24 protein-coding genes are annotated in these 21,518 nt (G+C 68.5%); 14 read left to right on the top strand and 10 right to left on the bottom strand.

Features of this window, described 5'->3' with window-relative positions; translation table 11 throughout:
- Positions 1-83: 83 nt before the first annotated feature.
- Positions 84-1,160, top strand: coding sequence for a polysaccharide deacetylase family protein (locus tag AC1DSZ_RS02565; RefSeq protein ID WP_476836814.1), 1,077 nt, complete (start codon positions 84-86; stop codon positions 1,158-1,160).
- A 258-nt stretch (positions 1,161-1,418) separates the two neighbouring features.
- Here the strand turns inward: AC1DSZ_RS02565 and AC1DSZ_RS02560 are convergent, their stop codons facing one another.
- Entirely contained in the window at positions 1,419-1,634 is a 216-nt protein-coding gene (locus AC1DSZ_RS02560) for a DUF2842 domain-containing protein (protein ID WP_476836813.1), read from the bottom strand.
- A gap of 152 nt (positions 1,635-1,786) precedes the next feature.
- Between AC1DSZ_RS02560 and AC1DSZ_RS02555 the strand changes: the two genes are divergently transcribed.
- A complete protein-coding gene (locus AC1DSZ_RS02555) occupies positions 1,787-2,869 on the top strand; it encodes a COX15/CtaA family protein (protein ID WP_476836812.1) in 1,083 nt (360 codons plus the stop codon).
- 249 nt (positions 2,870-3,118) lie between these two features.
- Here the strand turns inward: AC1DSZ_RS02555 and AC1DSZ_RS02550 are convergent, their stop codons facing one another.
- The gene (locus tag AC1DSZ_RS02550) at positions 3,119-4,405 is read right to left on the bottom strand and encodes an O-acetylhomoserine aminocarboxypropyltransferase (RefSeq protein WP_476836811.1); all 1,287 of its coding nucleotides are present in this window, start codon (positions 4,403-4,405) and stop codon (positions 3,119-3,121) included.
- Between the two features lie 244 nt (positions 4,406-4,649).
- On the opposite strand from AC1DSZ_RS02550, the gene AC1DSZ_RS02545 reads away from it, so the two are divergent.
- Entirely contained in the window at positions 4,650-5,627 is a 978-nt protein-coding gene (locus AC1DSZ_RS02545) for a sodium-dependent bicarbonate transport family permease (RefSeq protein ID WP_476836810.1), read from the top strand.
- 8 nt (positions 5,628-5,635) lie between these two features.
- A complete protein-coding gene (locus AC1DSZ_RS02540) occupies positions 5,636-5,947 on the top strand; it encodes a P-II family nitrogen regulator (protein ID WP_476836809.1) in 312 nt (103 codons plus the stop codon).
- Positions 5,948-5,950: 3 nt separating this feature from the next.
- On the opposite strand, the gene AC1DSZ_RS02535 is transcribed toward AC1DSZ_RS02540, so the two are convergent.
- The 3 genes from AC1DSZ_RS02535 to AC1DSZ_RS02525 form a co-directional block, all read right to left on the bottom strand.
- Positions 5,951-6,502, bottom strand: coding sequence for a CoA-binding protein (locus AC1DSZ_RS02535; protein ID WP_476836808.1), 552 nt, complete (start codon positions 6,500-6,502; stop codon positions 5,951-5,953).
- Between the two features lie 49 nt (positions 6,503-6,551).
- On the bottom strand, positions 6,552-8,009 hold the full coding sequence (locus tag AC1DSZ_RS02530) for a glycoside hydrolase 5 family protein (protein WP_476836807.1): 1,458 nt from the start codon (positions 8,007-8,009) through the stop codon (positions 6,552-6,554).
- 98 nt (positions 8,010-8,107) lie between these two features.
- On the bottom strand, positions 8,108-8,941 hold the full coding sequence (locus tag AC1DSZ_RS02525; RefSeq protein ID WP_476836806.1) for an enoyl-CoA hydratase: 834 nt from the start codon (positions 8,939-8,941) through the stop codon (positions 8,108-8,110).
- A gap of 104 nt (positions 8,942-9,045) precedes the next feature.
- On the opposite strand from AC1DSZ_RS02525, the gene AC1DSZ_RS02520 reads away from it, so the two are divergent.
- The 3 genes from AC1DSZ_RS02520 to rpsI all read left to right on the top strand — a co-directional run bounded on the left by AC1DSZ_RS02520 (position 9,046) and on the right by rpsI (position 10,633).
- Complete coding sequence (locus AC1DSZ_RS02520; protein ID WP_476836805.1) at positions 9,046-9,486, top strand: PaaI family thioesterase; 441 nt, start codon at positions 9,046-9,048, stop codon at positions 9,484-9,486.
- Positions 9,487-9,686: 200 nt separating this feature from the next.
- A complete protein-coding gene (gene rplM / locus AC1DSZ_RS02515; protein ID WP_188518145.1) occupies positions 9,687-10,151 on the top strand; it encodes a 50S ribosomal protein L13 in 465 nt (154 codons plus the stop codon).
- Positions 10,152-10,153: 2 nt separating this feature from the next.
- On the top strand, positions 10,154-10,633 hold the full coding sequence (gene rpsI, locus AC1DSZ_RS02510; protein ID WP_188518144.1) for a 30S ribosomal protein S9: 480 nt from the start codon (positions 10,154-10,156) through the stop codon (positions 10,631-10,633).
- Positions 10,634-11,092: 459 nt separating this feature from the next.
- On the opposite strand, the gene AC1DSZ_RS02505 is transcribed toward rpsI, so the two are convergent.
- On the bottom strand, positions 11,093-11,347 hold the full coding sequence (locus tag AC1DSZ_RS02505) for a hypothetical protein (RefSeq protein ID WP_476836804.1): 255 nt from the start codon (positions 11,345-11,347) through the stop codon (positions 11,093-11,095).
- A 48-nt stretch (positions 11,348-11,395) separates the two neighbouring features.
- Here AC1DSZ_RS02505 and AC1DSZ_RS02500 point away from each other — a divergent pair, with 48 nt between their 5' ends.
- A complete protein-coding gene (locus AC1DSZ_RS02500; protein WP_476836803.1) occupies positions 11,396-11,977 on the top strand; it encodes a histidine phosphatase family protein in 582 nt (193 codons plus the stop codon).
- 56 nt (positions 11,978-12,033) lie between these two features.
- Positions 12,034-12,567 (top strand): DinB family protein, encoded by a 534-nt coding sequence (locus AC1DSZ_RS02495; protein WP_476836802.1) that lies wholly within the window; start codon positions 12,034-12,036, stop codon positions 12,565-12,567.
- Here the strand turns inward: AC1DSZ_RS02495 and AC1DSZ_RS02490 are convergent.
- The 3 genes from AC1DSZ_RS02490 to purM all read right to left on the bottom strand — a co-directional run bounded on the left by AC1DSZ_RS02490 (position 12,510) and on the right by purM (position 14,569).
- A complete protein-coding gene (locus AC1DSZ_RS02490; RefSeq protein WP_476836801.1) occupies positions 12,510-12,692 on the bottom strand; it encodes a hypothetical protein in 183 nt (60 codons plus the stop codon). The genes AC1DSZ_RS02495 and AC1DSZ_RS02490 overlap by 58 nt on opposite strands.
- Positions 12,693-12,827: 135 nt before the next feature.
- Entirely contained in the window at positions 12,828-13,481 is a 654-nt protein-coding gene (gene purN / locus AC1DSZ_RS02485; protein WP_476836997.1) for a phosphoribosylglycinamide formyltransferase, read from the bottom strand.
- A gap of 2 nt (positions 13,482-13,483) precedes the next feature.
- Complete coding sequence (gene purM, locus AC1DSZ_RS02480; protein ID WP_476836800.1) at positions 13,484-14,569, bottom strand: phosphoribosylformylglycinamidine cyclo-ligase; 1,086 nt, start codon at positions 14,567-14,569, stop codon at positions 13,484-13,486.
- A 148-nt stretch (positions 14,570-14,717) separates the two neighbouring features.
- Here purM and AC1DSZ_RS02475 point away from each other — a divergent pair, with 148 nt between their 5' ends.
- From AC1DSZ_RS02475 to ppx, 5 genes are all read left to right on the top strand, one after another.
- The gene (locus tag AC1DSZ_RS02475; protein WP_476836799.1) at positions 14,718-15,257 is read left to right on the top strand and encodes a CDP-alcohol phosphatidyltransferase family protein; all 540 of its coding nucleotides are present in this window, start codon (positions 14,718-14,720) and stop codon (positions 15,255-15,257) included.
- Complete coding sequence (locus AC1DSZ_RS02470) at positions 15,233-16,408, top strand: AI-2E family transporter (RefSeq protein WP_476836798.1); 1,176 nt, start codon at positions 15,233-15,235, stop codon at positions 16,406-16,408. The genes AC1DSZ_RS02475 and AC1DSZ_RS02470 overlap by 25 nt, the downstream gene beginning before the upstream one ends.
- Positions 16,409-16,411: 3 nt before the next feature.
- Entirely contained in the window at positions 16,412-17,101 is a 690-nt protein-coding gene (locus AC1DSZ_RS02465) for an HdaA/DnaA family protein (protein WP_476836797.1), read from the top strand.
- Positions 17,102-17,495: 394 nt separating this feature from the next.
- On the top strand, positions 17,496-19,697 hold the full coding sequence (locus AC1DSZ_RS02460) for an RNA degradosome polyphosphate kinase (RefSeq protein WP_476836996.1): 2,202 nt from the start codon (positions 17,496-17,498) through the stop codon (positions 19,695-19,697).
- Positions 19,698-19,711: 14 nt separating this feature from the next.
- Complete coding sequence (ppx, locus tag AC1DSZ_RS02455) at positions 19,712-21,223, top strand: exopolyphosphatase (RefSeq protein WP_476836796.1); 1,512 nt, start codon at positions 19,712-19,714, stop codon at positions 21,221-21,223.
- Here ppx and AC1DSZ_RS02450 read toward each other — a convergent pair.
- Complete coding sequence (locus AC1DSZ_RS02450; RefSeq protein WP_476836795.1) at positions 21,217-21,516, bottom strand: hypothetical protein; 300 nt, start codon at positions 21,514-21,516, stop codon at positions 21,217-21,219. The genes ppx and AC1DSZ_RS02450 overlap by 7 nt on opposite strands.
- Positions 21,517-21,518: the final 2 nt, after the last annotated feature.

The raw sequence follows: 21,518 nt of genomic DNA, 5'->3' as shown, positions 1-21,518 counted from the left end.
CGACCGACCGCGGAATGGTCAACGAAACCTTTAAGTCAAGTTTAACAGCCAGCCATTAACGATGACTTGCGCGACGGGCGGAATTGCCACGGATCGAGGATTCCACGGTGGGGCTGAAGTACCGGATCTTCCAGGCGGCCCTGAATGGCCTCGCCGCCGTTGGAGCCGGGCGGTGGACCCTGCCGGGCGCGCGCGGGCTGGGCGGCATCCTGATGCTGCACCACGTGCGGCCCTGGACGGAGCGGCCGTTCGCGCCCAACCGCCTGCTCGAGGTCACGCCGGACTTTCTGGATGCGGCGCTGACGCGCGCCAGGGCGCTCGGCTTCCGGATCGCCAGTCTCGACGTCGCAGTCGACGCGGTCGAGGCAGGCGTCGCCGAACAACCCCTGCTGGCGATCACGTTCGACGACGGCTACCGGGACAATCTCGACCATGCCCTGCCGGTGCTTCGCCGGCATGGAGCGCCCGCCACCGTGTTCGTGACGCCGGGCTTCGCGGAACGCAGCGCCGGCCTGTGGTGGTGCGACCTTGAGGAAGCGATCGCGCGGGCTGACCAGCTCCGGGCCGACTTGCCGGATGGGCCGTTCGCGATGGCGACGGGGGATCCGGCCGCCAAGGCGGCGGCATTCGACGCGCTCTACTGGCGGCTGCGGGGGCTGCCCGAAGCGGACATGCACGCTGTCATCGCCAAGCTCGCAGCCGGCCATGGGGTCGACAGCCTCGCCACCACCGAACGGCTCTGCCTCGATTGGGACGGCCTGCGCCGGCTCGCCGCCGATCCGCTGATCACGATCGGCGCGCACACGATGACGCACCCGATGCTGGCCAAGCACGACGCGGCCGTGGCTCGCGCCGAGATCGCCGACTCGCGCGCCGCGATCGAGCGCGAACTCGGCGTCCCGGTGCGGCACCTGGCCTATCCGGTCGGGGATCCGACTTCAGCGGGCGTCCGCGAATTCGCGATGGCGCGCGAGCTCGGGTTCCGCAGCGCCGTCACGACGCGGCCCGGCATGCTGTTTGCCGAGCACCGTGATCATCTCACCGCGCTGCCTCGCGTGTCGCTGAACGGCAATTTCCAGCATGTCGGCCAATTTGGCGCGCTGCTGTCGGGCATCCCGTTCCAGCTGTGGAACAAGGGACGCCGGCTGAACGTCGCGTGACCGCGCTCAGGTGTTCAAACGCGCCTTTTGATCTCAAATCCCTCATCCTGAGGAGCATCGCCCCTTGGCGATGCGTCTCGAAGGACGAGGGACTCCAGCTCGCACGGCGATTGAGCGCTCTGGACCCCTCGTCCTTCGAGACGCAGGCCTAAGCGGGCCTGCTCCTCAGGATGAGGGGCGTTGAGAGGCCCCCAGCGTCAGCGAGTGGGATGTGGAGCCCGCACCGTTTCGTCGCGACGCGCGTACCCGGACTTGCGCTCAGGCATCCTCGGGGTCGGGGCGCTCCATCCACTTGATGAGCGGCATCAAGGGGATGATCCATCCGATGCCCGCCACCACGTAGAAGATCGCCTGCGCGAGCTTGCCCGCGTCCTGGATCGCGCCTTGCGCCAGAGCCATCACGGCGAGCGCGTAAAAGCACACGAAGAACAGCATGGCGACGGCGCCGATGAATTTGCGCGTGCGTCGGCGCATGTTGATTCCGATCCTCGATCCGGCGGCGCCTGCGGCGACGCGGCCATTGTGGGCCCAAGCGGCGCGGACTATGTGTCGGCGCGACCGGGCGATCAAGCCTGCGCCCTTGCGCGTTTCGCCGCGGCGGCATGCCCGATGGATGGATAATGATGATGTCGGTTTCGGCCACGGACCACGACTTCGACCGCGCGGAGGCCGCCCTGCGCCCCGACGCGGCGACGCGGCGGCTTCAGCCGGTGCGGATCTGGCTGTACGTCATCGCCGCGCTGGTGTTCGGCATGGTGGTGGTGGGCGGCGCGACGCGGCTCACCGGGTCGGGCCTGTCGATCACAGAGTGGAAGCCGGTGACCGGGGCCGTGCCGCCTCTGACCGAGCAGGCCTGGGCGGTCGAGTTCGAGAAATACCGGCAGATCCCTCAGTACCAGCTCGTCAACAAGGGCATGACTCTCGGCGAGTTCAAGGAGATCTACTGGTGGGAATGGTCCCACCGGCAGCTCGGCCGGGCGATCGGCCTGGTGTTCGGCCTGGGCTTCCTCGGGTTCTTCGCCGCGGGCGTTCTGCGCGGGCGGCTCGCCCTGAAGGTGGCCGCGCTCGGGCTGCTGGGCGGCCTGCAGGGCGCGATCGGCTGGATCATGGTGGCGTCCGGCCTGAAGCCCGGGATGACCGCCGTAGCGCCGCTGAAGCTGATGCTGCACCTCACAACCGCGAGCGTGATCTTCGCCGGGCTGGTGGCGGTCGCGGCCGGCCTCAAGCGGCGCGAGAACGAGCCCGCGACCCCGATCGTGCGCGGGCTCGCGACGGCGACGCTGGTCCTGGTGGTTCTCCAGATCGCGCTCGGCGCCCTCGTGGCGGGCTCCAAGGCCGGGCTCACCTACAACACCTGGCCGCTGATGGACGGGAGCTTCATCCCGCCCGCATCCGGCCTGTTCATCCAGACGCCGTGGTTCGAGAACCTTGTCGACAATCCGCTGACCGTGCAGTTCCACCACCGCATGACTGCCTATGCGCTCCTGGCGCTGACGCTGTGGCAGGTCTGGGCGACGCGGCGGGTCCAGCCGGGCACGCCGGCGGCGCGGCGCGCCAGCGCCATCGCTGGCCTGTCTGTGGCTCAGGCCGCGCTCGGCATCGTGACCCTGCTCGCCATGGTGCCGCTGTCGCTTGGGCTCGCCCACCAGGCCTTCGCGATGCTGGTGCTCGGCATGGCGGCGGTGCACTGGCGCCTGACGCGAGCCTGACGGGCTGGCTTTTTGGTGCGCAAGCGGGCCGGCACTGGTCCAAATCACCACCATGCCTTCATCCTGAGGAACATCGCCTCTTGGCGATGTGTCTCGAAGGACGAGGGACTCCAGAGCGCTCGATCATCCAGCCTTCTGGAGCCCTCGTCCTTCGAGACGCAGGCCCAAGCGGGCCTGCTCCTCAGGATGAGGGGTTTAGGGTGTCTTGCGCGCTCTAGACCTCAACTGTCCTGAGCGACGTGGCTCACCTCAGCTCGCCGCCAGCGCCTCGTCGAGGTCGGCGATCAGGTCCTCGACGTCCTCGATGCCGATCGACAGGCGCACGACCTCCGGGCCGGCGCCAGCCTGCGTCTGCTGCTCGGAGGTGAGCTGGCGGTGGGTGGTGGAAGCCGGGTGGATCACCAGCGAGCGCGTGTCGCCGATATTGGCGAGATGGGAGAACAGCTTGAGGTTGGAGACCAGCGCGACGCCGGCGTCGTAACCGCCCTTGAGCCCGAAGGTGAACACCGCGCCCGAGCCCTTGGGCGAATAGCGCTTTGCGAGCGCGCCATACTTGTCGCCCTCCAGCCCCGGATAGCTGACCCACGCGACCTTGGGGTGGCGCTGCAGGTGCTGGGCGACCTTGAGGGTGTTGTCGCAGTGGCGCTGCATGCGCAGCGGCAGCGTCTCGATGCCGGTCAGGATCATGAAGGCGTTGAACGGCGACAGGGCCGGGCCGAGGTCACGCAGGCCGAGCACGCGGCAGGCGATCGCGAAGCCGAAATTGCCGAAGGTCTCGCCCAGCACCATGCCGCCATATTCCGGGCGCGGCTGCGACAGCATCGGGTAGCGGCCGGACTTCAGCCAGTCGAACTTGCCGCCGTCGACGATCAGGCCGCCGATGGAATTGCCGTGGCCGCCCAGGAACTTGGTGGCCGAGTGCACGATGATGTCGGCGCCGTGCTCGAACGGGCGGATCAGATAGGGGGTCGCCATCGTGTTGTCGACGATGAGCGGCACGCCAGCCTTGTGGGCGATGTCCGCGATGCCCTGGATATCCGTGACGACGCCGCCCGGATTGGCGATCGACTCGATGAAGATCGCCTTGGTCTTCTCCGTGATCGCGGCCTCGAAGCTCGAGAGGTCGTCCGGATCGGCCCACTTCACCCGCCAGTCGAAGTTCTTGTACGAGTGGTTGAACTGGTTGATCGAGCCGCCATAGAGCTTCTTGGAGGCGATGAACTCGTCGCCCGGCTGCATCAGGGTGTGCATCACCAGGAATTCGGCCGCGTGGCCGGACGCCACCGCGAGCGCGGCCGTGCCCCCTTCCAGCGCGGCGACGCGCTCTTCAAGCACCGCGCAGGTCGGGTTGCCGATGCGCGAGTAGATGTTGCCGAAAGCCTGCAGGCCGAAGAGCGAGGCGGCATGGTCGACGTCGTCGAACACGAAGGACGTGGTCTGGTAAATCGGCGTGGCGCGCGCGCCGGTCGCCGGATCGGGCGCCGCGCCGGCGTGGATCGCGAGCGTGGCGAAGCCGGGAGCCTTGGGCTCGGTCATGGGCGTGTCCTCGTGCAGGAGCGCGGGCGAGCCCGCGACGTTCTTGGAAAGTGGATTGCTGTTCTTTTTACCGAACGAACCCAACAGCGTCAACGCGCGGGCCGGTTGCAAATACACGTTCTGAATCGGCTAAATCGGCTCACAATCATCCAGTCGGAAAATGTATTTATTTCACGAAAATAAATGTTGAATAGAGGGCCGCTTGCGCTAGCTGTGGCTGCAGCTGGGCAGGGGGTTTTCATACATGGGTGCGTTGGATCTGGCCGTCGGCAACCTGTTGTCGCCGGTGGTGCTGTTTTTTGCGCTCGGCGTCGGAGCCGCGCTGGCGCGCTCGGACCTGAGCTTCCCTGAAGCCGTCGCGAAAGCGCTGGCGATCTACCTGATGATGGCGATCGGCCTCAAGGGCGGCGTGGAGGTTTCCCGCCAGGGGCTGCAGCCGCAGCTGCTCTGGACGGTGCTGGCCGGCGCGGCGCTGTCGTTTCTGATCCCGGTCCTCGCCTATGGGCTGCTGCGCCTGATCAGCCGCCTCGGGCCGGTCGACGCGGCAGCGGTCGCGGCTCATTACGGCTCCATCTCGGCCGTGACCTTCGCGGCCGCCCTGGATGCGCTGTCTCGGGCGGGGCTCGGCTCGGAAGGCTACATGGTCGCGGTGGCGGCCGTGATGGAGACGCCGGCCATCATGGCGGCGCTGCTGATCGCCCGGCGGGCCGCGCCCGAGGCCGCCACCGGCTCGGTCGGCCACCTGCTGCGCGAGGCGGGGCTGAACGGCTCGGTGGTGGTGCTGGTGGGCTCCTTCGTGGTGGGGTGGATCGCCGGGCCGGCCGGCGTGAAGCCGATCTCGCCCTTGTTCGTGGACCTGTTCCGCGGGCTGCTGTGCCTCTTCCTGCTCGACATGGGGCTCGTCGCCGGACGCGGCCTGTCGCGGGCGCGGCGGTTTTTGACCGCGCCGCTGATCCTGTTCGGGATCGGGATGCCGCTGATCTCGGCCGCCATCGCGACCGCCAACGCGGCGGGCCTCGGCCTCTCCACCGGCGGCGCGATGCTGTTCATCACGCTGGCGGCGTCGGCCTCCTACATCGCCGCGCCGGCCGCCATGCGGATCGCGCTGCCGCAGGCCGAGCCCGCGATCTACCTGACGCTCTCGCTCGGCGTCACCTTTCCGTTCAATCTCGCGATCGGCCTGCCGCTCTATCTGCTGCTGGCCCGAAGCGTCAGCCCGTGAGGCCCGCCATGGACATGCACGCGAAGAAGAAGATCGAGATCATCATCGAGGCGCCGGCGCTGAATGGCGTTCTGGCGATCCTCGATCGCCTGCAGGCGACCGGCTACACGGTGTTGCCGGCCCTGGCGGGCAGCGGCCGGCACGGGCCGTGGGACGAGGCCGGGCAGGTCACCAGCGCCGGCCGCATGGTGGCGGTGCTGTGCATCCTCGATGCGACGCGGCTCGATCCGACGCTGGACGCCGTGTCGGCCTACCTCGCGAACCGGATCGCGATCGTCGCCGTTTCGGACGTCCAGGTCATCCGCGGCGCGCATTTCTGAGGCTCAGCGGCGCGTCCCAAACGGGTTCACGCCGGGCGGGCCAAGGGTGCGCTTCTGGAAGCCCTTCTCGGCCATCACGGCGCGCTTGGACGACAGGATGCGCGAGTTGATGCCGTTCCAGCCGATCTCGCCCGACAGGCGGCCGAACTCGATCTTGGGGCAGCGGTTCATGATCACGGTGACGCCCTTCGCCTCGGCGCGGGCGGCGGCTTCGTCGTTGCGCACCGAGAGCTGCATCCAGATCACCCGGGGCAGGGGATCGAGCGCCAGCGCCTCGTCGGTGATCGGGCCGGCGGCCTCGGAGTTGCGGAAGATCTCCACCATGTCGAGCGGGAAGGGGATGTCCTTCAGCGAGCCGTAGACGAGCTGGCCCAGCACCGTCTGGCCGGCGATGCCCGGATTGACCGGGACCACCTGGTAGCCGCGCTCGATGAGGTATTTCGTCACGATCCAGCTCGGGCGGGCCGGATTGTTGGAAAACCCGACAAGCGCGATGGTCTTCACGTTGTGCAGAATGCCGCGGATCAGGTCGTCGGGGTAGCTGTCGTGCGTCATGGCCGAGAGTTACACCAGCGGCGGGCGCGGCGCCATCGAAAGAGGCGCGTCACGCTGCGGGGCGAATCGCCAGGATCAGGTCCGTCCGGAACGCCGTCACGGCGACGCGTAGCACCCCGCCATGGCTTGTGGCGGAAACGTGCTCGCGCGGTTCGCCCGCCACCGTGTCCCAGAGGGTGACGCGGTAGCGGCCGTCCGCGAGCCCCGGCACGGAGACGTCCACCGCCAGCGCGGGCGCGGCGCGGTCGAGCCTGCCGTCGGGGCCGAGCGCGTCGCCGCGCAGCAGGTAGACGAGCGCCTGGCGGTCGTCGCCGCAAGCCATGGCGTGGACGGCGCCCTCGGCGGCGGCTTCCACGTCGATGGCTTCGCGACGAAAGCTCAGCCAGTCGATTTCGGGCAGGAAGCGGGCGAGCTTGCCCTGTTCGGCGCGCATGCCGTCGGTGAGGCGATGCGGGTTGCGGTTGGGCCAGCGCATGCCGCCGCCGGCGCCGCCCGCGGCCAGGTGCGCCCATTGCATGTGCCGGAAATACTCGTCGTCGAAGGCTTCAGGCAGGTTCAGCTTCTTGTCCTTGAACCTGTGAATGGGGCCGTGCTCGCTGTCGCAATAGGGCCTGCCGTCCGCGATCTCGGCGATGTGCGCGCGGACATGGCGGGCCATGTCGAGCGCCGGCGCGACCGTGTCGGAGGGGTCGTCGATGGTGCCCTGCTGGTAGACGTGCACGGTCGCGAAATCGAGGTCGGGATGGCGGAAGATCGGCTCCTTGAGCGGCATGTGCGCCCGCCACTCGAATTCGGGTCCGAAGATCGAGACGGTCTGGGGGTGCGACCGCCCATAGAGGTTCAGTTCGAGGCGACGCACGTGGTGCGACAGGTCGGCGATGAACTCGGGAAAGCACTCGGCCGCGTCGCCGCCCTGGGCGGGGTGGATCTCGTTCCAGAGGTCCCATGCGAACAGCGCGCCGGAGCCGCCCCAGCGCCTCACCGCGAAGGCGAGGCGGTTCTTGATGAACTCGCGCGTGTCGCCGCACAGCAGGATCTGCGACGGATCCGCCAGGGGGCCGCCATTCTGGCGGTTGTAGGGGTGGTGGCGCCAATGCAGCCAGGTCCAGAACGTGTCGACCGGCGTCAGCAGCAGCCTCAGGCCGTGCTTCTCGCACAGCGCGAACATGTCGTCCCAGAGCTGCACCATGGCGGGCGGGAAGCGCCCGACCGGTCGCTCGAAATAGCGGTGCCGCACCTGCGCGTATTCGAGCATCAAGCGCAGCACCGTGACGCCCTGCCGGGCGAGGTCGGCGAGATAGCGGTCCACCGCCGGCAGGTCGCGCCGCCGAAAGAGCCCGTCGAGCTCGGCCCAGGAGATCGCCTCGTTCGCGCCGATCGGGTGCCAGGCCGCGCCGCTCTCCGTCTGGAAATAGGGCGCGCCGGGAGCGACCTGGATCCACGGGAGGGCGTTTGTGGCGGGGGCGGAAACGGGGAGACGATGGAGGGGGAGGTCGACCTGGTCCATGCGGCGGGGCTGGCTCTCGTGACACGGGGCGCGGCGCCGTCACGGCGGCGCACGTCACGCCAACGCGCAACTCTGGCCGACGATCCGAAGGAACCGGGTCACTCCCAGCGGGGCGTCCGCTTTTCGAGAAATGCCCCGATGCCCTCCTCGGCGTCGCGGGCCAGCATGTTCTCGGCCATCACCCGCGAGGCATGCGCGTAGGCGTCCGAAAGGCCCATCTCGATCTGCTCGTAGAAGGCGCGCTTGCCGACCGCGAGCACGGGCGCGGACTTGGACGCGATCACGGCCGCGAGCCGCCGCGCCGCGTCGACCGCATGGCCGGCCGGGACGACGCGGTTGACCAGGCCCATCCGCAAGGCGTCCGACGCCGGGATGGTTTCCCCGGTGAGCAGCATCTCCATGGCGTGCTTCGGCGCGACGTTGCGCGACAGCGCCACCATTGGGGTGGAGCAGAACAGCCCGATATGAACCCCCGGGGTGCAGAAATGGGCGTCCTCGCCCGCCACCGCGAGATCGCAAGAGGCGACGAGCTGGCAGCCGGCCGCCGTCGCGAGGCTCTCGACCGCGGCGATCACGGGCTGCGGCAGCCGCACGATCTTCAGCATCATGGCGGCGCAGCGCCCGAGCAGGTCCTCGAAATAGGCGCGGCCGTGATCCGGGTCGCTACGGTGGGCGGAGATTTCCTTGAGATCGTGCCCGGACGAGAAGCACGAGCTCGGCGCCGCGTTCAGGATCACGGCGCGGATGCTCCGGTCCGCCGCGATGGCGTCGAGTTCGCGGGACAACGCGTCGATCAACGCGTCCGACAGGGCGTTGCGCGCCTCGGGTCGGTGGAGCGTCAGCAGCGCAACGTTGTCCGTGTCGGCCCGCAGCAGAACCGGGGCCGAGACGTTGGTTTCGGGCGTGGGTTGGGCGGTTTGGCTCACCTGCATTTCCTCGACTCCGCCGGTTGCGCCGATGGCGCATCATTGCCCATAGATAGGCCGATTGATACGCGGCGGGAAACGCCGACGATGTGGGCGGGAGCGTGGGCGGGATGAACCAGGGCGAGAAGCGGGCAGTGATGTCGCTGGCGGAACTGGACGCGTTCCTGGAGCGCGAGTTTCCGCAGATGTTCACGCATGGGCGTATTTGGCACGTGCTGGAGATCCCGCCGCATGGCGCTCGCCTGCGCATGGATTACCACCCGAGCCAGCTGCGGCCGGGCGGCACGATCTCCGGCCCGGCCATGATGACGCTGGCGGATTTCGCCATGTATGCGGCCGTGCTGGGCGCCATCGGGCCCGTTGGCCTCGCGGTGACGACGAACCTCTCCATCAACTTCCTGCGCAAGCCCGAGCCGCGGGCGCTCTTTGCCGATTGCCGGCTGCTGAAGCTCGGCAAGCGCCTGGCGGTCGGGGAGGTGACGATCACGTCGGAGGGCTCCGACGAACCCGTCGCCCATGTCACAGGGACCTATTCGATCCCGCCGCGCTGAAATTAGCGCGGTAAAATAGTACCGTATACCGTACCGCTCTGTTTTTGCGACGTTTTCGGCTGAATGTTGGCTATATCGGGCGTTGACGACGGGCCGGTGCTCGCGTATACGCAGCCCATCGCACGGGCGGCCCTTGGTCGCCCGCGTTTTCATTCCCGCGCCAGCGTTTCGCGTCGGCGCGCCCAGATCGGAACTGTCTCATGAAGACCTATTCGGCCAAGCCCGCCGAGGTCGACAAGAAGTGGGTGCTGATCGACGCGAAAGGCCTCGTGGTGGGTCGTCTCGCGTCGCTCGTGGCCATGCGGCTGCGCGGCAAGCACAAGGCGAGCTACACGCCCCACGTCGATTGCGGCGACAACATCATCATCGTGAACGCCGACAAGGTGGTTCTGACCGGCCGCAAGCGCGAGCAGAAGGTCTATTACCACCACACCGGCTATCCGGGCGGCATCAAGGAGCGGACTGCGAAGTTCATCCTCGAAGGTCGTTTCCCCGAGCGCGTCGTCGAGAAGGCCGTGGAGCGCATGCTTCCCCGTGGCCCGCTCGGCCGCAAGCAGCTCGGCAACCTGCGCGTCTACAAGGGCGCGGAGCATCCCCATGTCGCCCAGGAGCCCACGACGCTCGACGTCGCGGCGCTGAACCGTAAGAACGCGAGGAACGCCTGATCATGGCCGAAACCCTCCAGTCCCTGCAGGACCTCAAGGGCGCGGTCGAGACCGCTTCCCCCGAGGCTCCCAAGCACGTCCAGAAGCTCGACGCCCAGGGTCGCGCCTACGCGACCGGCAAGCGCAAGGACGCGGTCGCCCGCGTGTGGATCAAGCCCGGCGTCGGCAAGGTCACGGTGAACAACCGTGAGCTCGGCGTGTACTTCGCCCGCCCGGTGCTGCGGATGATCCTGCAGCAGCCGCTGCAGGTCGCCAACCGCGTCGACCAGTATGACATCGTCGTCACGGTCGCGGGCGGCGGTCTCTCCGGCCAGGCCGGCGCGGTGCGCCACGGCCTGTCGAAGGCCCTGACCTATTTCGAGCCCGAGCTTCGCCCGGCGCTCAAGAAGGTCGGCTTCCTGACCCGCGACTCGCGCGTCGTCGAGCGCAAGAAGTACGGCCGCAAGAAGGCTCGCCGGAGCTTCCAGTTCTCCAAGCGCTAAAAGGCGCTTGCACGGTTTGTCTCGCGTTTCGCGCAAGATGCGGAAGGGCGGCCCTCGGGCCGCCCTTTTTTGTTTGGTTCCGTTTGTCATGGCCAAGCCGCCAAGCCCCAACGTCCCTCATCCTGAGGAGCAGGCCCGCTTGGGCCTGCGTCTCGAAGGACGAGTGATCCAGAAGGCTGCATCATGGCGCGCGCTGGAGTCCCTCGTCCTTCGAGACGCATCGCCGAGGGGCGACGCTCCTCAGGATGAGGGGTTGGAGGGGGAGCGCCCCGTTCGTGGAGGCGTCGAGACGAGCGCAGTGCGCCGGGCCACCCTCCCGTCATTGCGAGCGCAGCGACGCAATCCAGCTAACGCCGGGCCTTTAGACTGGATTGCTTCGCCTCCGGCTCGCAATGACGGGGAGAGGTGGCGATCACACCCTCAACCCCCGTCATCCAAGCCCCTCATGACCGACCGGCTTCACGCCAGGTAGTTCAGCAGCAGCCGGATGACTGCGAAAACGGCGGCCGCCGCGGTGGTGAGGGCGGCGCGGGAGTTCAGGATCTGGGTCCGGTTAAGCGCCGTCACGATCCGGTTAAGGTCGGCGGCGTCGAGCTCCTCGTGGCGTGAGATGCGCCGGATGCGTTGACGGCTCGCGAGCCACCAGAGCCAGCCGGACGCCAGGGCCGAGATCGCGATGGCGAGGTCGAAGGCGAGGAGGATGGAGGTGAACATCGGGGCCTTGCGACTGATCCAAACGGGCTGCGGGCGCTTATACACGGCATGACTGGAAAAGCGCTCGTCAGACATTGGTCCATTGCGGTTCTTGCCATCCTGGCCGCCATTCCGGCGATGGCGGCCTCCGAGGAGGACGCGTTCGAGGCCTTGCGGCGCGGCGGCGCGCTCGTGCTGATGCGCCACGCCATCGCGCCAGGGGGCGGCGATCCGCCAGGCTTCGTGCTCGAGGATTGCGCCACCCAGCGCAACCTGTCCGATGAAGGGCGGGAGCAGGCGCGCCGCACCGGGGACTTGCTGCGGTCCAGGAGCATCACGGTCGTGACCGTGCTGTCGAGCCGCTGGTGCCGGGCGCTGGAAACCGCCCGGCTGCTGGATGTCGCGCCCGTGCAGCCTTCCGCTCCGTTCGATTCGTTTTTCGCCAACGCGGAGCGCGAGCCCGCGCATCTGCGCGACATGCGGGCCGCGCTCTCCGGGATGGCCGGCCGGACTGTCGTGGTGGTCACCCACCAGGTCAACGTCACGGCGCTGACGGGCGTATTCCCGGCGTCCGGCGAGATGGTGGTGATCGCCGCGCCCGCCGCGGCCGATGCCCCGATCCGGGTGCTCGGGCGCATCAAGCCGCGCTGAGCCGGTAGCGTTCGCCGACGCGAAGCCGCTATGCTTCCCGAAAAGGAGCCAGCCCCATGTATCGACCCTACGCCACGCTCGCGGGCTACAACGCCTGGGCCAACGCCAGGGTGTACGACGCGGCCGCGGCCCTGTCGGACGCCGACTACCGGGCGGACCGCGGCGCATTTTTTCGCTCGATCCACGGCACGCTGAACCATCTTCTGGTGACGGACCGCATCTGGATGCGGCGCTTCACCGGGGAGGGCGAGACCTACAAGCGCCTGGATCTGGTGTTGTTCGAGGGTCTGGCCGAATTGCGGGCCGCCCGCGCGGCGGAGGATGCGCGCATCGTCGCCTATGCAAACAAGCTGAGCGACGCCGATCTCGCCGGCGCCATCCGGTACTCACGCGTGAGCACCGCCGAGGTCTTCGAGCAGCCGCTGGCGCCGGCGCTGGACCACTTCTTCAACCACCAGACCCACCACCGGGGCCAGGTTCACGCGCTGCTGACCGGGCTCGGCGCGGCCGCGCCGGAGCTCGACCTGCTCTACTACCACCGCGACAGCGGGTCGGGCGCGTCGCGGAAGGTCGAGGACGCGACGCGCTGAAGCGTGTCGTTCCAATCCGCCGTGGTGGTGATGATGAAGCGGCCTTCCGCTTGGACGCCGATGCGCCATGCGGCGACGGCGGTCATGCCCGTGCCGAGCAGCAGAGCCACGACGGTGAGGAGCATTGCGAGAGCAGACCAGCGCCTGTCCATGTGCGAACCCGAATCATCCTGCAATTGCAAGCAGTTGATGTGAAGGAACGCGCCGCATCGCGGCGGGATCGTGGCGAAGCTCGGGCTGAACTGAGCCGGAAGGTGATTTTAGACGAGGAGGGGACTGATCAAAGGGGCCTGCGGCTTTGCGCCGTCGACATGGACGCGCAAACCTTCGCGCCGCGCCCGGCCGCTCGCCACCAAGGCGAGGCCGAGCGGGTAGAGCGCATGCTCGACCTGAAGCACGCGCGCGCCGAGGTCGTCGGCGTTGTCGTCGTCCAGAACCGGAACCGCTCCTTGCGCAATGATGGGCCCGGCGTCGAGCTCCGGAACCACGAAATGCACCGTGCAGCCGTGCAGCCGCACGCCCTCGGCCAGCGCGCGCTCATGCGTGTGGAGCCCGCGGAACGCCGGCAGCAGCGACGGGTGGATGTTGATCAGCCGGTCCTCCCAGCGGGCGATGAAGCCGGCCGTGAGAATGCGCATGAAGCCCGCCAGGCACACGAGCTCGACGCCGTGGGCGTCCAGCTCCGCCTGCATGGCGTCCTCGAACAGCTCCCGGCTCGCATGCGCCTTGTGGTCCACCACCGCGGTGGCGATGCCGGCTTCTGCGGCGCGCTGGAGGCCGCCTGCGTCCGGACGGTTGGACAGCACCAGCACGATCTGCGCCGGATAGGCCGGATCGCGCGCCGCCTCGATCAGCGCCGCCATGTTGGAGCCGCGCCCCGACACGAGGATCGCGGTGCGGCGGCGGGTGGGCAGGCTCACTTGGGCTCCAGCGCCAGGTCGAGCTTGCCCTTGTAGACGACCGCCTGGCCATCCTTGCGGGGCGCGAGCTTGCCGAGTTGCACGGGCTTCTCGCCCACGGCCCGGAAGGCCGCCAGCGCGGGCTCGAGCTCGTTGGCGGCGACCACCACCACCATGCCGATGCCGCAGTTGAAGGTGCGCAGCATCTCGACGTCGCTGACGTCGCCTACGGCGGCCAGCCACTTGAACACCGGCAGCACCGGGATCGCGGATGCGTCGACCACGGCCGCGAGGCCCTCCGGCAGCACGCGCGGGATGTTGTCCGTGAAGCCGCCGCCCGTGATGTGCGCCAGCGCCTTCACGCCCGTGGTTGCGCGCAGGACGGCCAGCACCGGCTTCACGTAGAGCCGGGTCGGCTCCAGCAGCGCCACGCCGATCGGGCAGTCGGGCTCGAAGGGTGCGGGCGCCTCCCAAGGCAGGCCGCTCAGGTCGACGATGCGGCGCACCAGCGAGAAGCCGTTGGAATGCAGCCCCGAGGAGCGCAGCCCCAGCAGGATGTCGCCGTCCGCGATGTCCGGCCGCGGCAACAGCGCGCCACGCTCGGCCGCGCCCACCGCGAAGCCCGCGAGGTCATAGTCGTTCTCGTTGTAGAGGCCGGGCATCTCGGCGGTCTCGCCGCCGATCAGCGCGCAGCCGGCTTCCTTGCAGGCCTTGGCGACGCCGGCGATCACTTCCGCGCCGACGTTGGGGGCGAGCTTGCCGGTGGCGAAGTAGTCCAGGAAGAACAGCGGCTCGGCGCCCTGCACGATCAGGTCGTTCACGCTCATCGCCACGAGGTCGACGCCGATGGTGTCGTGCTTGTTGGTTTCGATCGCGATCTTGACCTTGGTGCCGACGCCGTCATTGGCGGCCACCAGCACCGGGTCCTTGAACCCGGCGGCCTTGAGGTCGAACAGGCCGCCGAAGCCGCCGATCACCGCGTCCGCGCCGGGCCGGGCCGTGGCGCGCACGAGCGGCTTGATCGCTTCCACCATGGCGTTGCCGGCGTCGATGTCGACGCCGGACTGCGCGTAGGTGAGACCCTTGGTCTCGTTGCTCGGCATGAAAAATCTCCGTGTGCGGGCGGAGTAAGCTTCCCCGCGCGCACTGGCAAGGGGCAGGCCGCCGCGGCGCCCATGAAATGGCGCTCCGCCGTTCATATCTGAACCTCGCCGGCTCGCGAAGCAGGCGCGTCTGGCTTAAGCTTCCATCATGACCGTCGTGAACATCCCCAACCTGATCACCATCGGCCGCTTTCTCCTGGTGCCGTTCGTGGTCGCGATGATCGGGCAGGGCGAGTGGAAGCTCGCCTTTGCGGGATTCGTGCTGGCGGGGGTGTCGGACGGCATTGACGGCTGGATCGCGCGGCGCTTCGACATGCGCTCGGAGCTCGGCGCCTATATGGACCCGCTCGCCGACAAGGCGCTGCTGGTGTCGATCTACGTGTCGCTTTCCATCGTCGGGCAGCTGCCGCCCTGGCTCGCCATCGTGGTGGTGTCGCGCGACATCATGATCATGGGCGCGGTGGTGCTGTCCTGGCTGCTCGAGAAGCCGATCGCCATCAACCCGTCCTTCGTGTCCAAGGCCAATACGCTGGCGCAAATCGTGTTCGCGGCCCTGATCCTCGGCTCGCTGGCCTACGGGCTGCAGCAGGCCTCCTTGATCTATGCGGGCGCTTTGGTGGTCGCCGGCTTGACGACGATCTCGGCGGGCGCCTATCTCGCCCGATGGTTGAAGCACATGGCGTCGTGACGGACATCCAGATCCGGCGGGAACCTGCCGCGGTCGCGGCGGCTGAGGACCGACCTCTGCCGCTCGGGCGCCAGATCGCCTTCTGGCTGGCGGCGCTCGGCGTGGTCGGGCTCTGCCTCTACGTGTTCAGCGGCATCCTGCTGCCCTTCGTGGCCGGGCTGGCGCTCGCCTATTTCCTCGATCCGCTGGCCGACAGGCTGGAGCGCGTCGGCTTCAGCCGCCTGTGGGCGACGGTGGTGATCCTCGGCGTGTTCGTGCTGGTGTTCGTGCTCGGGCTGCTGCTGCTCGCGCCGTTGCTGGCCAGCAATCTCGCGGATTTCGCCGCCAAGGTGCCGGGCTACGCGCAGCGGCTGCAGCAGCTCGTGGTCGAGAAGGGCTCGCCCTGGCTGGAGAAGCTGGGCCATCGCGTGCAGCCGGCCGACATCCAGGGCTCGCTCGGCGACGTGATCGGCAAGGGCGTGGCCTGGGGCGGCGACGTGCTGAAGTCGCTGTGGAGCGGCAGCCAGACGCTGGTCGGCGTCGTGTCGCTGCTGGTGGTGACGCCCGTGGTGGCCTTCTACCTGCTGGTCGACTGGGACCGGATGATCGCCAAGGTGGACGGCTGGACGCCGCCCCGCCACCGCGCCACCGTCCGGGAGCTCGCCACCGAGATCAACGACGCCATCGGCGGGTTCATCCGCGGCCAGTCGCTCGTGTGCCTGCTGCTTGGAGCCTGGTACGCCATCGGGCTGACGCTATGCGGGCTGAATTTCGGCTTCCTGATCGGCATGCTGGCGGGGTTGATCTCGTTCATCCCCTATGTGGGCTCGCTCACCGGGCTGGTGCTGGCGAGCTCGGTCGCGGTCGTGCAGTTCTGGCCGGACTGGGTGATGGTGGGCGCGGTGCTGGCGGTGTTCTTCACCGGGCAGTTCCTGGAGGGAAACATCCTGTCGCCCAAGCTCGTCGGCCAGGCGGTGGGGCTGCATCCGGTGTGGCTGATGTTCGCCCTGTTCGCGTTCGGCGCGCTGTTTGGCTTCGTCGGCCTGCTGCTGGCGGTGCCGCTCGCCGCCACCGTGGGCGTGCTGGCGCGCTTCGGGCTGAAGCAGTACCTGGCGAGCCCGATCTACACGGGCGTGAAGACGCCCAGCGGCGGCCTGCCGCCGGACGCCTGAGCGGTGGCCGACAAGCCCCGCCAGCTCGCGCTCGACCTGCCGGTCGACACGCAGCACGACGCCGAGGACTTCCTCGTCAGCGCCTCCAACGAGGCCGCCTTCGAGGCGCTGGAGCGCTGGCCTGATTGGCCCGATCCGGTGCTCGTGATGGTGGGGCCGCCGGGCTCGGGCAAGACGCACCTCGCCACCATCTGGGCCGCGCGCAGCCATGCGTGGACGGTCCCGCGCGATCGGCTGCGGGTCGGCGACGTGCCGCATCTCGTGTCGGCCGGCGCGCTGGTGGTGGAGGATTGCGACCAGGCCGAAGGCCACGAGGACGCGCTGTTCCACCTCCTGAACATGGCGCGCGAGCGCCGCTGCTTCCTGCTGCTCACGGCCCGGACGCCGCCGGGAGACTGGCGGCTGCAAACGGCCGACATTCTGTCGCGCCTGCGGCTCGCCCCGTCCGTGACCTTGGGCGAGCCAGACGATGCGCTGGTGCGCGCCGTGCTGGTGAAGATGTTCCTGGAACGCCAGATTGTGGTCGACACCTCGGTGGTAGAGTTTCTGGCCCTGCGCATCGACCGATCGATCGCGGCCGCGCGGGCCGTTGTGGAAGCGCTCGACCGCGAGGGGCTGGCCCGCGGGCGGCGCATCACGCGGCCCTTGGCGGCCGAGATTCTGCGGAACGGGGAGGGCGATCCAACGCTTTGACCCATATGCCCTCGGTTGCCTGTCGTCGAAATGTCGTAGAGCCTTGGGAGAAGCTGTGGCGATCGTGAAGCTTGGATCCAGGAGCCGGCGCGTGGACGTGAAAGACGAACAGGCCGCCGCGAAGGCGAAGGCTCAGGCTGCGGCTCCGGCCGAAACGGTCGAGATCGGCGGTCCCGAGCCCGCACCCAAGGCGCGCAAGGCTGCGTCGGCCAAGGCTGCGCCCGTTAAGGCTGCGTCCGCCAAGCTCGCGCCAAACAAGGCTGCGGCGAAGCCCGACGCCCCCAAGCCGACGCCCGCCAAGGCGGCCGACGGCGCAAAGCCGAGCCTGGCCGAAAAGCCGGCCGCGCCCGTCAAGCAGCCCGCCACGCCGAAACAGCCCGCCCGGGCCGGCCGTATGCCGGCCGCCAAGCAGGAGAACCTGCCGGAGCCGTCCGCCCTGCTGGGCACGCCGGAGCGCTTCATCAATCGCGAGCTTTCCTGGCTGCATTTCAACCGCCGGGTGCTCGAGGAGGCTTCGAACCTCAACCACCCCCTGCTGGAGCAGCTGCGCTTCCTGTCGATCTCGGCCAACAATCTGGACGAGTTCTTCATGGTCCGGGTCGCGGGCCTGCGCGGGCAGTTCAAGTCGGGCATCATGCAGTTGTCGCAGGACGGCCTGACGCCGGCCGAGCAGCTCGCCCGCATCGGCGAGGCCGTGACCGCGCTGGCGAGCGACCAGCAGCGGCGGTGGCGCGAATTGCGCGATTCGCTGTTCGAGGTCGGCATCGTCCTGGTGGATGGGCCGGAGGTCACCCGCAACGAGAAGAGCTGGCTGGAGGACTTCTTCCTTCACCACGTGTTCCCGGTTCTGACCCCGCTCGCGGTTGACCCCGCGCACCCGTTCCCGTTCATCCCGAATCTGGGCTTCTCGCTCGCGCTGGAGCTCGTCCGCACCACGGACGGCCGTCTGCTGAACGCCCTGATCCGGGTGCCCAACAAGGTCGATCGCTTCATCCGCCTGCCGGATCTCGCCGAAACCGGCGCGGTGCGCTTCATAGCCCTCGAACAGGCGATCGCGCTGTTCATCGGCCGGCTCTTCCCGGGCTACTCGGTGCGCGGCCTCGGCGGTTTCCGGGTCATCCGCGACAGCGACATCGAGGTCGAGGAAGAGGCCGAGGACCTGATGCGGGTGTTCGAGACGGCGCTGAAGCAGCGCCGCCGCGGCTCGGTGATCCGCCTCGAGGTCGAGGCCTCGATGCCCGAGAACCTGCGCCAGTTCGTGGCCGGCGAGTTCGGCGTCCAGAGCGAGGAGCTGTTCTTCACCGAGGGCATGCTGGCGCTGAACGATCTCTCGCAGCTCGTGGGGCTGGAGCGCTCGGACCTCAAGTTCACGCCCTACAACCCGCGCTTTCCCGAGCGCATCCGTGACCTTGGCGGCGATTGCTACGCGGCGATCCGGCAGAAGGACCTCATCGTCCACCACCCCTACGAGTCTTTCGACGTCGTGGTGCAGTTCCTCGCGCAGGCGGCGCGCGACCCCAACGTCGTGGCCATCAAGCAGACGCTGTACCGCACGTCTTCCGACAGCCCGATCATCAAGGCGCTGGCCGAAGCCGCCGAGGCCGGCAAGAGCGTCACCGCGCTGGTGGAGCTCAAGGCGCGCTTCGACGAGGAGGCGAACATCCGCTGGGCGCGCGACCTCGAAAAGGCCGGAGTGCAGGTGGTGTTCGGTTTCATCGAGCTGAAAACCCACGCCAAGCTGTCGATGGTGGTGCGGCGTGAAGGCGGCCAGCTCGTCACTTACTGCCATGTCGGCACCGGCAACTACCACCCGATCACGGCGCGCATCTATACGGACCTCAGCTTCTTCACGGCCGATCCGGTGATCGCCCGGGATGTGGCGCGCATCTTCAACTTCATCACGGGCTATGCCGAACCGGCGGAGCTGGAGCGCATGGCGGTGTCGCCGCTGACGCTCAAGAAGAAGCTTCTGGCCCACATCGCGGACGAGATCGCGCATGTGAAGGCCGGCCGCCCGGGCGCGATCTGGGGCAAGTGCAACGCCCTCGTGGACGCGCAAATCATCGACGCGCTCTACGAGGCGAGCCAGGCGGGCGTGCAGGTGGACCTGATCGTGCGTGGCATCTGCTGCCTGCGGCCGGGCGTGCCGGGGCTATCGGACAACATTCGGGTGAAATCGATCGTCGGGCGCTTCCTGGAGCATTCGCGCATCTACGCGTTCGGGGGCGGGCACGGGCTGCCGCATCCCAAGGCGCATCTCTACATCTCGTCCGCCGACCTGATGCAGCGCAACCTCGACCGCCGCGTCGAGGCCATGACGCCGATCCTGAACCCGACCGTGCACCAGCAGGTGCTGGACCAGATCATGCTCGCCAATTTTCTTGACAACGAGCAAAGCTGGACGGTGTTGCCGGATGGCTCAAGCCAGCGTATTCGGCCGGCCGAGGGCGAGACGCCGTTCAACGCCCATCGCTATTTCATGACCAACCCGAGCCTGTCCGGCCGCGGCAAGTCGCTGAAGAGTTCGAGCCCGAAGAGCCTCGCGGCGCAGCGGATTCGGCTCGAATCGGTTCTCGCCGGCGCGTCAGATCTCTGAACCATAGGACCCAGATGCCGGAACACGCACAAGGTCGCCTCAAAGTCGGGGCGCCGGTGGCCATCATCGACATCGGCTCGAACTCGGTGCGCCTCGTCGCCTATGAGGGGCAGACGCGGTCGCCGACGCCGATCTTCAACGAGAAGGTGCTTTGCGGGCTGGGCCGCAACGTCCTGACCACCGGCAAGCTCGCCTCCGAGGCGATGGAGAAGGCGCTGTCGGCGCTTGCCCGCTTCCGGGTGCTCTGCCAGGTGATGAACATCGAGGAGGTGCGGGTGCTCGCCACCGCGGCGGCGCGCGACGCCGCGAACGGGGCGGAGTTCCTGGCGCGCTGCGAGCAGGTCACCGGGCAGCCGGTGGAGCTGATCTCGGGCAAGCGCGAGGCGAAGCTCTCGGCGCTAGGCGTGGCGTCCGGCATCTGGAAGCCGGACGGGGTGGTGGGCGACCTTGGCGGCGGCTCGCTGGAGCTCATCGAGGTCAAGGGGCAGAAGCTCGGCTCCGGCGTCACCCTGCCGCTTGGCGGACTCGCGCTGCAGGATCGCTCGGGCGGCAGCGTCAAGAAGGCCGTGAAGCTGGTGCGCGACGCCTTCGAGGGCCTGCCGCAGATCGAGGCCGCGAAAGGCAGGGCGTTCTACGCGGTCGGCGGCACCTGGCGCGCCCTGGCGCGGCTGCACATGAAGCAGCGCGGCTACCCGCTGCACGTGATGCACAACTACGTCATCCCGGCCCGCGACGCGGTGGACTTCGCCCGGTTGGTGGAGCGCGTCGAGGCCGAGACGCTGGATTCGATCGAATCCATCTCGGCCGCGCGGCGTCCGCTGCTCGCCTATGGGGCGCTGGTGCTGGAGCAGATCATCCGCATGGCCAAGCCCAGCGAGGTCGTGGTTTCGGCCATGGGCGTGCGCGAGGGCTTGCTGTTCGAGCAGCTCGACGACGCCCAGCGCGCCGAGGACCCGCTGCTCGCCATGGCGCGCGAGCTCAACGTGCTGCGCTCGCGCTCGCCGCGCCACGGCGAGGAGCTGTGCGCCTGGACGGACCGCTTCATGGCCTCCACCAGCCTGGACGAGAACGCCGAGGACAAGCGCCTGCGCCACGCCGCCTGCCTCCTGGCCGACATCGGCTGGCGCGCGCATCCGGACTACCGGGGCGAGCAGTCGCTCAACATCATCGCGCATGCGGGCTTCGCGGGGGTCGACCATCCCGGACGAGCCTATCTGGCGCTGGCGGTGGCCTACCGGCATCTCGGGCTTTCGGACGACCAGGTCAGCCCGCGCCTGCGCGAGCTGGCGTCGCCTCGCATGATCGACCGCGCCCGCATCCTCGGCGCTGCCATGCGGGTGGCCTACCTGATCTCGGCCGGCATGCCGAGCGTGCTGCCGCGCACGCCACTGCACTGCGCACACGGCCAGTTGCAGGTGGACGTGCCCCGCGACCTCGCCGCACTTGCGAACGACCGGCTGTTCAACCGGCTGAAGGCCCTCGCGCGAGTGATCGGGCGAACGCCGAAGTTCCAGGTCGGTCAGTGACCGCGCAGCGGTCGGAGCGGCGGTAACGCCTCGGCGAGGATGCGAGGCGCCTCCCTCGGCTCCTCGTCGGCGGTCTGCACGGCCTGGATCAGGGCGTTGAGCTTGAGGCTGTTGTCCTGAAAGCAGCGGCCGCACATGAAGGTGGGATGCGCCGCCAGCCAGGCGCCGGTGCGCGTGCAGGCGGCGCCGCAACTCTCGCACGTGATGGCGAGCGCCATGTCGACGCAGAGGTGCAGGAGATTGCTGACCTCCCGGTCGCGCGAGCGCGTCGTATCGTGGCTGTGCATCGACATGG

The sequence above is a fragment of the Alsobacter sp. P4_H11 genome (assembly GCF_056400925.1).
Note: the sequence above shows the minus strand (reverse complement) of the source record. Positions and strands in the feature narration are given on the sequence as shown.

Excerpts from the sequence above, each read along its gene's own strand:
- ppx (WP_476836796.1), top strand. The coding sequence starts at position 19,712 with ATGCCGGAACACGCACAAGGTCGCCTCAAAGTCGGGGCGCCGGTGGCC.
- AC1DSZ_RS02550 (WP_476836811.1), bottom strand. The coding sequence starts at position 4,405 with ATGACCGAGCCCAAGGCTCCCGGCTTCGCCACGCTCGCGATCCACGCC.
- AC1DSZ_RS02460 (WP_476836996.1), top strand. The coding sequence starts at position 17,496 with ATGCCGGCCGCCAAGCAGGAGAACCTGCCGGAGCCGTCCGCCCTGCTG.
- rpsI (WP_188518144.1), top strand. The coding sequence starts at position 10,154 with ATGGCCGAAACCCTCCAGTCCCTGCAGGACCTCAAGGGCGCGGTCGAG.
- AC1DSZ_RS02530 (WP_476836807.1), bottom strand. The coding sequence starts at position 8,009 with ATGGACCAGGTCGACCTCCCCCTCCATCGTCTCCCCGTTTCCGCCCCC.
- AC1DSZ_RS02555 (WP_476836812.1), top strand. The coding sequence starts at position 1,787 with ATGTCGGTTTCGGCCACGGACCACGACTTCGACCGCGCGGAGGCCGCC.
- AC1DSZ_RS02475 (WP_476836799.1), top strand. The coding sequence starts at position 14,718 with ATGACCGTCGTGAACATCCCCAACCTGATCACCATCGGCCGCTTTCTC.
- AC1DSZ_RS02470 (WP_476836798.1), top strand. The coding sequence starts at position 15,233 with ATGGTTGAAGCACATGGCGTCGTGACGGACATCCAGATCCGGCGGGAA.
- purM (WP_476836800.1), bottom strand. The coding sequence starts at position 14,569 with ATGCCGAGCAACGAGACCAAGGGTCTCACCTACGCGCAGTCCGGCGTC.
- AC1DSZ_RS02520 (WP_476836805.1), top strand. The coding sequence starts at position 9,046 with ATGAACCAGGGCGAGAAGCGGGCAGTGATGTCGCTGGCGGAACTGGAC.
- AC1DSZ_RS02500 (WP_476836803.1), top strand. The coding sequence starts at position 11,396 with ATGACTGGAAAAGCGCTCGTCAGACATTGGTCCATTGCGGTTCTTGCC.
- AC1DSZ_RS02450 (WP_476836795.1), bottom strand. The coding sequence starts at position 21,516 with ATGTCGATGCACAGCCACGATACGACGCGCTCGCGCGACCGGGAGGTC.
- AC1DSZ_RS02495 (WP_476836802.1), top strand. The coding sequence starts at position 12,034 with ATGTATCGACCCTACGCCACGCTCGCGGGCTACAACGCCTGGGCCAAC.
- AC1DSZ_RS02525 (WP_476836806.1), bottom strand. The coding sequence starts at position 8,941 with ATGCAGGTGAGCCAAACCGCCCAACCCACGCCCGAAACCAACGTCTCG.
- rplM (WP_188518145.1), top strand. The coding sequence starts at position 9,687 with ATGAAGACCTATTCGGCCAAGCCCGCCGAGGTCGACAAGAAGTGGGTG.
- AC1DSZ_RS02545 (WP_476836810.1), top strand. The coding sequence starts at position 4,650 with ATGGGTGCGTTGGATCTGGCCGTCGGCAACCTGTTGTCGCCGGTGGTG.
- AC1DSZ_RS02540 (WP_476836809.1), top strand. The coding sequence starts at position 5,636 with ATGGACATGCACGCGAAGAAGAAGATCGAGATCATCATCGAGGCGCCG.
- AC1DSZ_RS02490 (WP_476836801.1), bottom strand. The coding sequence starts at position 12,692 with ATGCTCCTCACCGTCGTGGCTCTGCTGCTCGGCACGGGCATGACCGCC.
- AC1DSZ_RS02505 (WP_476836804.1), bottom strand. The coding sequence starts at position 11,347 with ATGTTCACCTCCATCCTCCTCGCCTTCGACCTCGCCATCGCGATCTCG.
- AC1DSZ_RS02535 (WP_476836808.1), bottom strand. The coding sequence starts at position 6,502 with ATGACGCACGACAGCTACCCCGACGACCTGATCCGCGGCATTCTGCAC.
- AC1DSZ_RS02560 (WP_476836813.1), bottom strand. The coding sequence starts at position 1,634 with ATGCGCCGACGCACGCGCAAATTCATCGGCGCCGTCGCCATGCTGTTC.